This is a genomic window from Myroides profundi (assembly GCF_000833025.1).
In the GTDB taxonomy this organism is placed as follows: domain Bacteria; phylum Bacteroidota; class Bacteroidia; order Flavobacteriales; family Flavobacteriaceae; genus Flavobacterium; species Flavobacterium profundi_A.
In genome coordinates, this window is record NZ_CP010817.1 from 3,697,333 (window position 1) to 3,711,007 (window position 13,675).

The following is a 13,675-nucleotide window of genomic DNA, read 5'->3' on the forward strand; positions in this document are numbered from 1 at the left end:
ACTATCTTATTTTTAAAGAAACAATACAGAATATTCCTAACAATATTCCGATAATCCAAAAGCGAGTTACAATCTTACTTTCATGATATCCTTTCTTTTGGAAATGGTGGTGAAGTGGAGACATTAAAAATATCCTTCTTCCTTCCCCATATCTCTTCTTAGTATATTTAAAGTAACCTACCTGTAATACTACTGATAAGTTCTCTGCTAAAAATATTCCACATAATACTGGAATGATTAACTCTTTTCTTACTGCTATAGCTAATACTGCTATAATACCACCAATAGTTAAACTACCTGTATCTCCCATAAATACCTGCGCAGGATAGGTATTATACCATAAGAACCCTATCAATGCACCCATAAAGGAGGCTATGTAAATAGTCATCTCACCTGAATGAGGTATATACATTACATTCAGATAAGCTGATAGCACAACGTTCCCTGAAATAAACGCAAAAATTCCCAACACAAATGTTGAGATTGCTGACGTACCGGCGGCCAGTCCATCGATACCATCTGTTAGGTTAGCTCCATTAGATACAGCTGTCACAATAAAGATTACAACAGGTATAAAGATTAACCAAGTATATTTCTCTGCACCCTCTCCTAACCAACTGATTAAGATAGAATAGTCAAACTCATTGTCTTTTAAAAAAGGAATAGTCGTTGCTGTTGACTTTACATCATATCTACTAGCTACATCTTCAACTAATGCTCTATTCGCAGGCATTTCTCTAACCGTTACAGTAGGGCTAAAATAAAGTACTGCTCCTACGATTAATCCTAGTCCTACCTGTCCTATTACTTTGAATCGTCCTTTCAGTCCTTCTTTATCCTTTTTCTTCATCTTTAGATAATCATCTAAGAATCCGATAGTCCCCATCCATACTGTCGTTAACAAAAGTAATAGAACGTAAGTATTGTCAAGTTTTGCAAACAATAGAACTGGTATAAGAGTAGCTACAATAATAATTAGCCCTCCCATAGTTGGTGTACCTGCTTTTTCCTTCTGCCCTTCTAATCCAAGCTCACGAACAGTCTCACCAATCTGCATTTTTCGTAAATATTTGATAATTCTCTTACCGTAGATGATCGAAATCAGCAATGAGAATATCATAGCCATACCTGATCGGAAAGTGATGTATTGAAACATCCCCGCCCCAGGAATTTTGAAATAATCATCTAAGTACTCAAATAAATAATATAACATACCTTAAATCTCCCTTATTCTATTGTTCTAAAAATTCAGTTACAATCTCTAAATCATTAAAATGATTTCTTACCCCTTTAATCTCCTGATAAGTTTCATGTCCCTTACCAGCGATTAAAATAATATCACCAGCTTCTGCCTGCTGACAAGCTAATTTGATAGCTTGCTTACGATCCTCCACTACTATAGTCTTCATCGTATTCTGAGGCTCCACTCCTTTTTCCATTTCTTCTAAGATTACAACAGGGTCTTCGAAGCGTGGATTATCTGAAGTGAATATTACTTTATTACTCAGTTCTGACGCTATCTGTGCCATCTCTGGTCTTTTCGTTTTATCTCTATTACCTCCACATCCTACTACAGTGATTAGTTTCTCATTGTAGGTACGAATAGAGTTAATTGTTTCTATTACATTCTTTAATGCATCAGGTGTATGAGCGTAATCTACTATAGCAGTTACCTTTTTAGAAGATACTACGTATTGGAATCTTCCTGCTACACTAGTTAACTTGCTTACTTCTAATAAAGCATCCTCTTCACGCACTCCTAATTGGATAGCTGCTGCATAAACAGCCAATAGATTAGAAGCATTAAACAAGCCTATTAATTGAACCCAAATCTCACGTTGATTAATTTTCATTAACATCCCAGAGAACTGACTTTCTAATACTTCAGCTTTATAATCAGCTACATTCTTAAGACCATAAGTCTTGATAGTTGCACCTGTATTTTGGGTCATAATCAACCCATTTTTATCATCTACATTTGTTATTGCAAAAGCACCTTTAGGCAATTGATCAAAGAAAGCTTTTTTCGCATTTCTATATTCAGCGAACGTTTTGTGATAATCTAGATGATCGTGTGTTAGGTTAGTAAATATCCCTCCATCAAACTCTAGACTATGTGTACGCATCTGTACAATACCATGCGAACTAACTTCCATAAAACAGTACTCACATCCAGCTTCAACCATCTCATTTAAATAATGATTGATCGTAAGCGAATCAGGTGTAGTGTGCGTAGCATTATAATCTACATCTCCTACTTTTATAACTACAGTAGATAATAAACCTACCTCATATCCTAAGTTTTTAAACAACGTATACAAAAGAGTAGCTATAGTTGTTTTTCCATTTGTACCTGTTACTCCAACTAATTTTAATTTAGAAGAAGGGTTGTCATAAAAATTACTAGCAACGATGGCTAGTGCCTTATTACTATCTTCCACTAATATATAGGTAACTCCTGACTGGATATCCTCTGGCAATCTCTCACATATAACAGCACTAGCACCATCTTTAATCGCTTGTGAGATATAGTCATGACCATCTACTACAGTACCAGGTATAGCTACAAATAGAGTCCCTTTTGAAACTTCACGTGAATCAAATGCAATCTTGGTCACAGTAAGTTCTAAATCACCTCCTGTAACAGATATCATTTTTGCTTTGTATAATAATTCGTTTAACTTTTTCACGATAGTTCTAATACTACTTTTTGATTCTTAATTATTTTTTGTCCAGCTATTACAGACTGTTTCTTTATTTTTCCTATTCCTTTTATTTCTACTTTTAAACCTAAGTTTTCTAATAGAGGTACTGCGTCCATTGCATACATTCCTCTCACATCAGGCATAACTTCAAGATTATCCATTACTTTCTCATGATAATCTTGGTAACTTGTTCTCACATTAGACGGTACTTCATCTATATTGCTCAAACTTGTTGTTGTAGGCACATCCGTATATATCTTCTGTGCTATACGTTTAAATACAGGCCCAGACACATCCGCCCCATAATAACTCTTCGTTCTATCTGGTTTATGTATAATCACTATACATGAATATTTCGGATTCTCCGTTGGGAAGTATCCCGCAAAAGAAGAAGAATAATACATATCCTTTCCTTTTCCTTTCCCATAATTTACCTGAGCAGTTCCCGTTTTACCCGCCATTGAGAAATTAGGAGAACCTACTTTTCTACCTGTCCCTTTTATAACTACATTAGTCAATACTCCTTGTACCTGTTTAATAACTTCTGGAGAAGCAATCTGAGGGTTTAAAACCTCTGGTTCAAACTTCACCACTGTTTTATTAAACTCTTTTACTTCTGAGACAAACATTGGTTTTACCATCACCCCATTATTTGCCACTGCATTATACAATGTCAAAGTATGTAAAGGTGTTATCGAAATCCCATACCCAAAAGCCATCCAAGGCAACGCTAATCCACTCCACCCTTTTTTACCAGGTTTTGGTATATAAGGTACACTTGCTCCTTTAATAGGTATATCTAATGCCTTATCCATACCTAGAGTAGATAGATAATTAGTGAACTCACTAGGCTTATCTTTAAATCCTTCGTTCACAGCTTGAGTGATCACAGTGTTTGATGACACCTCTATCCCTCTCGCTAGCGAAATCTTTCCATATCCTCCCCATTTAGAATCCCTCACTCTTGCATTATAAAACTTTACCACACCATCATTCGTATCATATATCCTAGCAGTATCACTTTTCCCTTTTTCTAAAAGAGCAAGTAATGATGCTAGTTTAAACGTAGAACCAGGCTCGTGTTTCTCTCCTACAGCATAATTAATTGTTTCATAATAATTACCACTTTCAGATCGTCCTAAATTAGAAATAGCTTTAATAGCACCAGTTCCAACTTCCATCACTACCACACATCCATGATCTGCACTATAATACTCTAATTGTTTTAGTAGTGCATGGTGAGCGATATCTTGTATATAAACATCAATGGTAGATACGATATCTTGTCCATCGATAGGTTCTATCTCATTTTCATCATTAATAGGCTTCCATTGATCCTTACCAAGACTTTGCATCTTTCTACGACCATCTACTCCACTTAAATAGGATGTAAATGCTCCTTCTATTCCTACTCGAGTGAAAGAATTATCCTCATTCTTTCTTTCATACCCGATTGTACGTTGTGCAATCTTACCTATAGGATGTTGCCTAATTGTTTTTTGCAGAGAAATAAGCCCTCCTTTATAAGGCCCTCTTTTTAAAAGAGGAAAGCTTTTAACTCTTACATATTGTGTATAACTAAGATCTTTAGCTATGAATACATATCTGTTTCCATTCTTTCTAGCCTTTCTAAGCATATTTTCATAATAGCTAGAAGGTTTCTGAAACATCACTCCTAAAGAATCAGACAACGGCTTCACATTCTCGTAAAAATCCTTCTCACTAGGTGCTAAACCATCAAAACGAATTTCAAAGACCGGTACAGAAGTCGCTAATAGACTTCCATCTGACGAATACACATTCCCTCTATTAGCAGGAATCTCTTCTATCTTTACTCTAGTTTTATCTTGAGCCTTAGCTCTTAGCTCCTTTCCTTCTATCCCCTGGATCTGTACTAATCTATAGATAATCCCTCCCGCAAAGAGTAAAACCAAAGCAGAGATAAGATATATATTCACATAAATATTCTTATTATTTAGCGCCATAACTTATCCCAAAAACTTTCTTTTTCTACTTCTCTTGTTACTTTGATCTTTGTCGCCGGTGTCTCTGAAGGAAATATTCCATCTTCTTCTAAATTCTTAGTGATAGTGGACTCCATCTTTAACTCCATTAACTCTGATCGTGTATCAACAAACTCTGCACGCAACATCTTCACTTCATGAGTTAGTTTTGCTATTTTAAATACTTTCGCCTCATACGACTGAGTATTACCAATCAACAATAAACTTAAAATGATTACATAAATAATAAATGCCCAAGTCTTAGCCGAATTCTCATTAACGAGAATCTTAGCTTTGATAATATCTCCTGGGCTACTTACTTTATTTTTCATTTTTTCTCGGCAATTCTCAATTTCGCAGAGCGAGCTCTATTATTTATTGCAATTTCTTCATCAGTTGGCAAGATCAACTTCCCTAACTGTTTCATCGGAACTTCAAATCTTCCGAAGAAGTCTTTTTCAGGTTCTCCTTCGAACATTCCGTTTTTCATAAATCGTTTCACTAAACGATCTTCTAATGAATGGTAAGAGATAATACTTAATCTCCCTTTCGGCTTCAAGACCTCTTGGCTTTGTACCAACATTTCTTTTAACACATCCATTTCCTGATTCACTTCTATTCGAATCGCTTGATATATCTGAGCCAAAATCCTAGCACTCTTATGAGCAGGCAAGAATCTAGCCAATACCTCTTTTAATTCATCTGTATTCCTGATAGGGTTGTCTACTCTCGCCTTTACGATTGTATTCGCAATAGCTCCAGCATTTTTTAATTCCCCATACATATAAAACATATTTCTAAGATCCGCTTCTTCATATTCATTCACCACGTTAAAAGCAGAAATATCTCCTGACTGATTCATTCTCATATCTAGCTCACCATCGAATCTTGTCGAGAATCCTCTCTCTGGCACATCGAACTGATGTGATGACACTCCTAAATCTCCTAACACCCCATCTACTTCTTTCACTCCATGAAAACGCAAATAACGTTTTAGATATCTAAAATTTTGATTGATCAAAGTAAACCTTGGGTCATCTAACGCATTTGCTAATGCATCCTCATCTTGATCAAATGCAAACAACTTCCCTTCACTTCCTAGACGGTTAAGTATCTCTCTAGAGTGTCCTCCTCCTCCGAATGTCACATCTACATAGACACCATTCGGATCAGTAATTAATCCATCAATACTCTCTGTCAACAAAACAGGTCTGTGATAACCGTATTCTTCTTTACTCATCAAAACTTATATTACTCATTACATCCTGAGCCAACTCTCCGAAATCAAAATCATCCACCTCTAGCGTTGCCTCGTACAATTTCTTATCCCAAATTTCCATTATATTCACCTTAGACGAAAAAACAAGATCCTTGCTTATTTGTGCAAAATCTATCAAGTCTTTCGCTATCAAAAGACGTCCTGCATCATCTATTTCAACATTCTTCACACCAGCCATAAAACGACGAATAAAAGCATCATTCTTTTTATCAAAAGGATTCAACTTTCCTATTTTACTCATCATTCTATCCCATTCCGCCATCGGCCATAACTCTAAACAGCTCTCAAAAACAGAACGTTTTAATACAAAACCATCGCCAATACCAGGCAACTGCTTCTTTAGAGAAGCAGGTACAAGCACCCTTCCTTTAGCGTCTATTTTGCATTCATATGTTCCGATTATTGCCATCTATGTACACCTATAAATATAATCTTAGCAAATGTAGTCAATTTTTTACCACAATTTACCACTTTTTCCCACTTTGTTGATAAGTTTTGAGTGTTAAACTAAATAATTCAAGTAAATAGGGTAATCAGCTGACTAATAGTCCTTAATTTTAAAATACAAATCACAATTCGAACCCTAGCTTTTGACCATAAAAACGCTTTTATCAACACCCATAAATTAGCATTTACGACAAGGCCAGAAGCGCTGAAATGGACAAATTCACACTTTTACAATAAATTATTACTCCTTTTAGAATTTTTCTCATATTTAAAAACGTATATTTGTGGGAATTTAAAAATCGCATTTAGAAACTACATGGAGCGAACTTTAAAAGAAGATGGTAAATTCCGTTTTATAGAAATTGGCGAAGGTACACCAATTGTTATCTTACACGGATTAATGGGAGGTCTGAGCAATTTTGATGGTGTTACAAATTTTTTCCCAAATGAAGGTTACAAAGTAGTTCTTCCAGAACTTCCACTTTACACGAACAGCATTTTAAAAACGAATGTAAAGGCTTTCGCAAAATTTGTAAAAGATTTTATAGATAGAAGAGGTTATAAAAAAGTGATCTTGCTAGGGAATTCTCTAGGAGGACATATCGCTTTGTACTTTTCAAAAATGTATCCTGAATATCTTCAAGCGATGATATTAACAGGAAGCTCTGGCTTATACGAAAGTGCTATGGGAGACAGCTACCCTAAACGTGGGGACTATGAATACATCAAGAAGAAAGCTGAAGATGTATTTTATCATCCAGAAATAGCTACTAAAGAAATCGTAGACGAAGTCTTTGCTACAGTTAATGATCGAATGAAAGTAATCAAGACTATTACTATCGCCAAAAGTGCGATACGACACAATATGTCTAAAGATTTACCTAAAATAAAAGTACCTACGTGTTTAATCTGGGGAAAGAATGATAAAGTAACTCCTCCTGAAGTAGCTGTAGAGTTCAATGAACTACTACCTGACTCTGACCTATATTGGATCGATGAGTGTGGACATGCTGCTATGATGGAACACCCAGATCAATTCAACGAATTACTAAACGCGTGGTTTATCAAAAGAAATATCAAATAAAATGAAAATAAATACAGCTGAATTTGTTGTTAGTAACTCTGACGCTAAGAAGTGTCCTAATGAACCTATCCCTGAATATGCATTCATCGGTAGATCTAATGTAGGTAAGTCTTCTCTGATCAATATGCTTACTAATCAAAAATACTTAGCCAAAACCTCTTCTAGACCAGGAAAGACACAACTAATCAACCACTTTAAAATTAATTCTAATTGGTATTTAGTAGACTTACCAGGTTATGGGTACGCAAAAGTATCTAAAAAGACTAAAGCTGTATTCCAGAAGTTTATCACAGATTACTTCGAGAATAGACAACAATTAGTAAGTGCCTTTGTATTAGTAGATATAAGACATGAAGCTCAGAAGATTGACTTAGAATTCATGCAGTATCTAGGAGAGACAGAAGTTCCTTTCTCTATCATCTTTACTAAAGCTGATAAAGTAGGTAAACAAAAAGTAGCTAGCCTTATCGCTGACTACAGAAAGAAAATGTTAGCTGATAACTGGGAAGAAATGCCACCATGCTTTGTTACCTCATCAGAAGACAAAACTGGTAGAGACGAAGTCTTAAACTATATCGAAGAAATAAACGTTGAGATGTTTAAAAATCAAAACTTTATATAAAACAAAAAACTGCTTAATAGCAGTTTTTTTTTATTTCTATCATTAGATATAATACTCATTTACAGTAATAATACCTGCTCTAATAGCATATCGCGTTGCATCATATACATTGCTAACACCTAGTTTCTTAAATATATTCTTACGATGTGTTATCACAGTATGAGCACTAATATTGCGATCTGCAGCTATCTCCTTAGTCATTTTTCCAGAAGCTATTTCTTTTAGTATCTCACGCTCAGCATTAGTAAGCACCTGTTCCACTTTTAGAATACTATCCTGATGTTCTTCTAGCTTCTTCATTATCCAAGGTGCGAGATAGGTCTCCTTAGAAATAGTCTTATAGATACCTTCCTTGATATGTTCTAGTTTATCATTTTGGAAGACAATATTAAAGGCAGAGATACGATTAGACAAAAACTGTTTTAACCATTGCTCATTTAACTCACTAAAGAACAACAACCATTGTGACTTCTCACTTTGCTCTCGCAACAGTAATAACAACTCCGTTTGCTTCTCTAGACATCTACTAAAAGGATCTACAATGATGACTGCGCCAGGATTCTTCAAAAGATAGCTTTTTAAGCCCGTCAAATCATCAAGCACAACAATACTTACCTCGCCTGAGCAAACCTCTCTAATAAGCCCTTGCAAAGCATAACGCGTTATTTCTTGACTCTCTACTATCCCTATATTTAACATCCTTATCTCCTTAAGTTAACTCCTCCACTCCTCTAGTACTAGAATAGAGTATCTTATTAATATTCTAGTACAAAAATACATAACTTTTTCTAGTATTAATACAACGCTAAATAGCCTTATAACAAAAAAGGTTACTCTTAATTATAATATTAAGAGCAACCTTTTATATGAATAAACGCTAACTAATTTTTTTATCTTTTTCCTTATTTATAAAGGTTTCCATTTTCGATCTCCTCTACTTCTGGAATGCGGTATAGATAATATTTACTATTCTTAACAAAGTCTGTTTTATCAGGAAAGTTAAGAATATGATGTCCTTGAGGTAACAAACCAACATTCACTTTAGAAATAACCCCACCACTTCCCATCACTTCATAAGTATAAGGAACTAGATTCTGAGGAAAATCTTTTCTAACTACTTTTTGCTGATTTCTTACAATATCAACTAAACTAAATCCTTCACCAAACAGCTCTTTTCTTCTCTCAATCCAAATAGCATCTAACAATGACTGCCCTGATAATCCTGACACTTCTTTAGCCCCTCTAGCCTGTTTTAATGCATTCAATTTATTAATAGCATCAGCATCTCCTAATTGAGCTTTAGCTTCTGCATTTATTAAGTATATCTCAGAAGTACGCATTAACACGATATCCGCTACCTGTGGTTCTCTAAATTTAAACTTAGTATAACGCATATAAGCTAAATCACCTTGATTAGGTTTTTTATTAGACGGATCTGGAGCCCAATAAATCATGCTTTTTCTATAATCGCCTTCATCAAATAAATCTCTGAAATATGGATCTGCATTAAAACTAAAATAATAACTATCTGTAGAAGTAACGTCTAAATAGTTAAATGAATAAGAAGCATTGCTTTGCTCTGCTGTCTGAGGTTGCCCCCATATCCACTCATTATTATTAACATCATTAAATCCTGACTTATACTCCTCCTGTGTCATTAAATAACTATTCATACTTAATAGCTCGTCAGAATACTTCTTAGCTTTCTCCCAATTACGAGAATAAAGATTAGCTCTTGATAACAACCCTAAAACAACTTGTTTGTCAAATTTGTATTTCGCATTTCTTCTATAACTCTGAGGAATCAATGACAATGCTTCTTCCAAGTCATTGATCGCTTGTTTATATAATTCTGAAACTGTAGCTGCTGGACGCCCCTCAGTTTCCTTAGTAGTAGGTTCTAAATAAATAGGTGCCGTTTTTGCATTTGGGTCTACATCTATTGCTAAAGCATAACTAGATGCTAAATGCAGATACATAAATCCTCTTAATGCTAACGCTTGACCTCTTACTCGTTGTTTGTCACTCACAGTCCCTTCAGAACCATATACCTTAGTGATAACATGATTTGCATTATTAATTGTCTTATAAGTCAAATCCCAACTATGAGTATTAGTACCTCCTCTAGAATACAAGGCATTAAAAGCATAATGACTTGCAAAACCATACTTACCATTCAGAACTACATCATTCCCCATGGCATCATTAGTTCTTAAAAAAGAACTATAACCAGGATTAGCATAAGTATAAAATGTCTCCATTAAATACCCCCACGCTCCAATAAGCACTTTTTCATTACCTTCGGTAGTTTTAAATACAGTTTGATCTTCAACTGCAGTTGATGGTGTTGTATCTAAATCACAAGAAACCAAAGTACTTGAAATTAAAAATGTACCTATTATATATTTTATAAATTTATTTCTCATAACTCTAATTCTTATAATTTAATATTTACTCCTAATGAAAGTGTTTTCATTGCAGGATATCTATAATATGTATTACCATCAAAAGTCTGCTCTGGATCAAGCCCTTGTTCTTTCGTCCAAGTAAATAAATTCTCTGCTTGGAAGAATATGCTCGCTGAACCTAAGTTGATTTTTCTCAACCACTCTTTTGGTAAATTATACGATACTGTAAGGTTTTTTAATTTCAAGAAAGAACGATCTACTAAGAATCGATCAGACTGATTTGTCCACGAACTTCTAGGATTAGTACTTAATCGTGCTACATCAGTATCCGTATTCTCAGGTGTCCATCTATCCATCATATCAGCACTCCATGTATTACCATTTCCTGCTTGTCTATACAAACTTGTCTTATCACTGTTGTAGATTTTCCCACCTACTGTATAAACAAAGTTTGCTGCTAACTGCCAATTTTTATAAGTAACTTCAGTTAAGAAACCTCCTGTTACATCTGGTAACGAATTTCCTTTGTGTATTCTATCTTTCTTTGTGATTTGACTATAATCCTCAGTAACTGTCTTACTTCCATCTTCATTCTGAAGATACCATTGTGCATTACCATTCTCTGGATTAACACCTGCCCACTCAGCTAAATAAAAATCATATAAAGAACCACCTTCTACCCATTTTTTATTTCCACTCCACATTTCTTTAGAAGGCAATGCTGTAATTTTATTCTTATACGTTGTCAAGTTCATCCCAAGGTGTAACTTCCAATCATCCGTCACTATAGGGTATCCATCTAATGTAAATTCCCATCCATAGTTTTTCATTGCTCCAATATTTTCTTGTACAGAAGAGAATCCTATAGAAGAAGCCAATTGTCTATTAAATAGTAAGTCTTTAGATCGTCTCTCAAAATACTCTACAGTACCAGTCAATCTATCGTTAAACAGACCAAAATCTACTCCTATGTTTAAGTTTAAATTACTCTCCCATGATAAATCTGGAGTACCTATTCTAGAAGCATATAATCCTGATTCTCCTAGGTTATTATAAATATTAAACAAAGCCTGATAAGCATAATACCCAATATTATCATTACCCTGAGCACCATAACTCGCTCTAAATAATAAGTTACTCAACCAAGTATCTCTATAAGCACTCATAAAGTCCTCATCTATAACTTTCCATGATGCCCCAAAAGACCAGAAACCTCCCCATCGTGTACTAGGATGGAATCTAGATGATGCATCTGCACGGTATGAAGCTGACAAATAGTATTTTCTGTCATAAGAATACTGTGCATTACCAAAGAAACTCAACATCTTATATTGATCTGCATCTCCATAAAAATCTAATAATTTAGAAGCAGCACTTGGCTCTAAATAACCATTCATTATAATCTGTTGACGAGCTCCACCGAAAGCATTAGAATCAAATTGATAATACTCTTGACCCACCATCGCAGAGATATTATTTTTATCATCTAAATCTACATTATAGTTTAATATATTATTAAATGTCATACTTACTGTACGAGTATTCTTACGACTAATACTTCCTCCTGATTCTGCAGATGGTCCGAAATCTGGATTTATTACATTATGATTATTAGTACTATTATAATCAACATTAAGAGATGATTTAAATTTCAAATTATCTAGTAACTTAACTTGAGCGTATGTACGCACAGTAGCTACATCCTTCTTAATTGAACTTAAGTCCTCAGGTAACGTTGCTACTAGATTATATCTCGCATAAGAAGATTTTCTATAAGCACCATAATCATATAATCTATTACCAGTATCCTCATCTAATAAATAAGCACCAGTAGTTAAGTCTCTTTGATAAATCGGATAAAAAGAAGGTAATCCTCTCGCAAAACCAATTACATTACTAATCGCACTATCATCTTGTTTTGGATAATTCTGCTCAGAACTAGCTGCCGACACATTCAACCCTAATTCTAACCAACTTTTTGCATCCACAACAATATTAGATCGTAAATTATATCTCTTAAATCCAGACTCTAACACATACCCTTGGTCATTAAGAAAACCACCCGAAATAAAGTATCTTGAATTTGCTCCCCCACCACTTACTTTTAAATTAACATCAGTATAACGCGCGTTTTGAGATAAAGCATCTTCCCAGTTATCATTCCATAAAGGGTTTAAACCTGGTAACAACTTACCATCCACACCTACAGGCATAGGATTATCTAATCCATAAGGGTTAATCCCAATAGAACCAATTAAGTTTTTTGTTGCATACTCAGCAGCATCAGCAGCATTCATTTTAGCATTATCCATACGTCCATTGCGAATAGCTTCCCACTGCAACTCCATGTATTGATTAGTACTTAGCTGTTTATAATCACTTCTAGATCGACTAGAAATACCATGCTTCGCAGTAATTTCTATTTGAGGAGCAGTATCTCTTGTACCTTGTTTTGTAGTAATCATCACTACCCCATTAGCTGCACGAGATCCATATAACGTCGCTGCAGTAGCATCTTTTAATACTGTCATAGACTCAATATCTGATGCTGCGATAGCTGATAACTCTCCTTCATAAGGCACACCATCTACTACGTATAGAGGTTTACTACTCGCATTCACAGATCCTACTCCACGTATACGGATAGTAGCTTCTGACCCAGGCTGTCCACTAGCTGAGAACGACTGTACCCCTGCTACTGATCCTTCTAATATTTTTGTCACATTACTAACCTGAGATTTTTCGATACTTTTCGCTTGTATCAATCCAACAGACCCTGTATATGTCTTTTTATTAGCAGTACCATAAGGCACATTGATTATTACCTCTCCTAATTCACTCGCTTCGTCTGCAAGTTTTACATTCAGAACTTCCTGTCCTTTATATGTAATATTCTTTGTGGTATACCCTATAAATGAAAAGACTAATACCTGTCCATTATTAACTTTTATAGAATAATTACCATCTAAGTCTGTCATTGTTCCTTCATCACTTCCCTGAATCAGAACACTCACACCTGGTAATGCTCCACTTATATCTGTAACAGATCCTGTCACAAGTTTTTCTTGCGCCTGTAAGTTTAAAACACTAACAAACACAAATAAGATTGCGTAAATTTTTTGCATAA

At 34.9% G+C, this 13,675-nt stretch carries 11 protein-coding genes; 2 read left to right on the forward strand and 9 right to left on the reverse strand.

What is annotated here, in order from left to right; all coding sequences use genetic code 11:
* Position 1 precedes the first annotated feature (1 nt).
* Genes mraY through mraZ form a run of 6 tightly spaced genes read right to left on the reverse strand, consistent with a single transcriptional unit; the run spans position 2 to position 6,396 of the window.
* The gene (gene mraY, locus MPR_RS16370; protein ID WP_041894411.1) at positions 2–1,213 is read right to left on the reverse strand and encodes a phospho-N-acetylmuramoyl-pentapeptide-transferase; all 1,212 of its coding nucleotides are present in this window, start codon (positions 1,211–1,213) and stop codon (positions 2–4) included.
* Positions 1,214–1,232: 19 nt separating this feature from the next.
* Positions 1,233–2,690 (reverse strand): UDP-N-acetylmuramoyl-L-alanyl-D-glutamate--2,6-diaminopimelate ligase, encoded by a 1,458-nt coding sequence (locus MPR_RS16375; RefSeq protein ID WP_041894414.1) that lies wholly within the window; start codon positions 2,688–2,690, stop codon positions 1,233–1,235.
* Entirely contained in the window at positions 2,687–4,690 is a 2,004-nt protein-coding gene (locus MPR_RS16380; RefSeq protein ID WP_041894419.1) for a penicillin-binding protein, read from the reverse strand. Before MPR_RS16380 ends, MPR_RS16375 begins: the two co-directional genes overlap by 4 nt.
* Positions 4,681–5,040, reverse strand: a complete 360-nt coding sequence (locus MPR_RS16385; protein WP_041894423.1) for an FtsL-like putative cell division protein — start codon at positions 5,038–5,040, stop codon at positions 4,681–4,683. The genes MPR_RS16380 and MPR_RS16385 overlap by 10 nt, the downstream gene beginning before the upstream one ends.
* Entirely contained in the window at positions 5,037–5,948 is a 912-nt protein-coding gene (rsmH, locus tag MPR_RS16390) for a 16S rRNA (cytosine(1402)-N(4))-methyltransferase RsmH (RefSeq protein WP_041894426.1), read from the reverse strand. Before rsmH ends, MPR_RS16385 begins: the two co-directional genes overlap by 4 nt.
* Positions 5,941–6,396 (reverse strand): division/cell wall cluster transcriptional repressor MraZ, encoded by a 456-nt coding sequence (gene mraZ, locus MPR_RS16395; protein ID WP_041894429.1) that lies wholly within the window; start codon positions 6,394–6,396, stop codon positions 5,941–5,943. Before mraZ ends, rsmH begins: the two co-directional genes overlap by 8 nt.
* 354 nt (positions 6,397–6,750) lie before the next feature.
* Between mraZ and MPR_RS16400 the strand changes: the two genes are divergently transcribed.
* Together MPR_RS16400 and yihA are read left to right on the forward strand one after the other, a co-directional pair.
* A complete protein-coding gene (locus MPR_RS16400) occupies positions 6,751–7,518 on the forward strand; it encodes an alpha/beta fold hydrolase (protein WP_006262250.1) in 768 nt (255 codons plus the stop codon).
* 1 nt (position 7,519) lies between these two features.
* Positions 7,520–8,140, forward strand: a complete 621-nt coding sequence (yihA, locus tag MPR_RS16405) for a ribosome biogenesis GTP-binding protein YihA/YsxC (protein WP_006264622.1) — start codon at positions 7,520–7,522, stop codon at positions 8,138–8,140.
* A gap of 42 nt (positions 8,141–8,182) precedes the next feature.
* Here the strand turns inward: yihA and MPR_RS16410 are convergent, their stop codons facing one another.
* From MPR_RS16410 to MPR_RS16420, 3 genes are all read right to left on the reverse strand, one after another.
* Entirely contained in the window at positions 8,183–8,839 is a 657-nt protein-coding gene (locus MPR_RS16410; RefSeq protein WP_041894433.1) for a response regulator transcription factor, read from the reverse strand.
* 203 nt (positions 8,840–9,042) lie between these two features.
* Entirely contained in the window at positions 9,043–10,566 is a 1,524-nt protein-coding gene (locus tag MPR_RS16415; protein ID WP_041894436.1) for a RagB/SusD family nutrient uptake outer membrane protein, read from the reverse strand.
* A gap of 11 nt (positions 10,567–10,577) precedes the next feature.
* Positions 10,578–13,673 carry a SusC/RagA family TonB-linked outer membrane protein gene (locus MPR_RS16420; protein WP_041894438.1) on the reverse strand — a complete coding sequence of 1,032 codons (3,096 nt, stop codon included), beginning with the start codon at positions 13,671–13,673 and terminating at the stop codon, positions 10,578–10,580.
* Positions 13,674–13,675 lie beyond the last annotated feature (2 nt).

Bases quoted from the DNA above. Each gene is read 5' to 3' on its own strand.
- MPR_RS16385 (WP_041894423.1), bottom strand. From the start codon at position 5,040: ATGAAAAATAAAGTAAGTAGCCCAGGAGATATTATCAAAGCTAAGATT.
- yihA (WP_006264622.1), top strand. From the start codon at position 7,520: ATGAAAATAAATACAGCTGAATTTGTTGTTAGTAACTCTGACGCTAAG.
- mraY (WP_041894411.1), bottom strand. From the start codon at position 1,213: ATGTTATATTATTTATTTGAGTACTTAGATGATTATTTCAAAATTCCT.
- MPR_RS16410 (WP_041894433.1), bottom strand. From the start codon at position 8,839: ATGTTAAATATAGGGATAGTAGAGAGTCAAGAAATAACGCGTTATGCT.
- mraZ (WP_041894429.1), bottom strand. From the start codon at position 6,396: ATGGCAATAATCGGAACATATGAATGCAAAATAGACGCTAAAGGAAGG.
- MPR_RS16420 (WP_041894438.1), bottom strand. From the start codon at position 13,673: ATGCAAAAAATTTACGCAATCTTATTTGTGTTTGTTAGTGTTTTAAAC.
- MPR_RS16380 (WP_041894419.1), bottom strand. From the start codon at position 4,690: ATGGCGCTAAATAATAAGAATATTTATGTGAATATATATCTTATCTCT.
- MPR_RS16400 (WP_006262250.1), top strand. From the start codon at position 6,751: ATGGAGCGAACTTTAAAAGAAGATGGTAAATTCCGTTTTATAGAAATT.
- rsmH (WP_041894426.1), bottom strand. From the start codon at position 5,948: ATGAGTAAAGAAGAATACGGTTATCACAGACCTGTTTTGTTGACAGAG.
- MPR_RS16415 (WP_041894436.1), bottom strand. From the start codon at position 10,566: ATGAGAAATAAATTTATAAAATATATAATAGGTACATTTTTAATTTCA.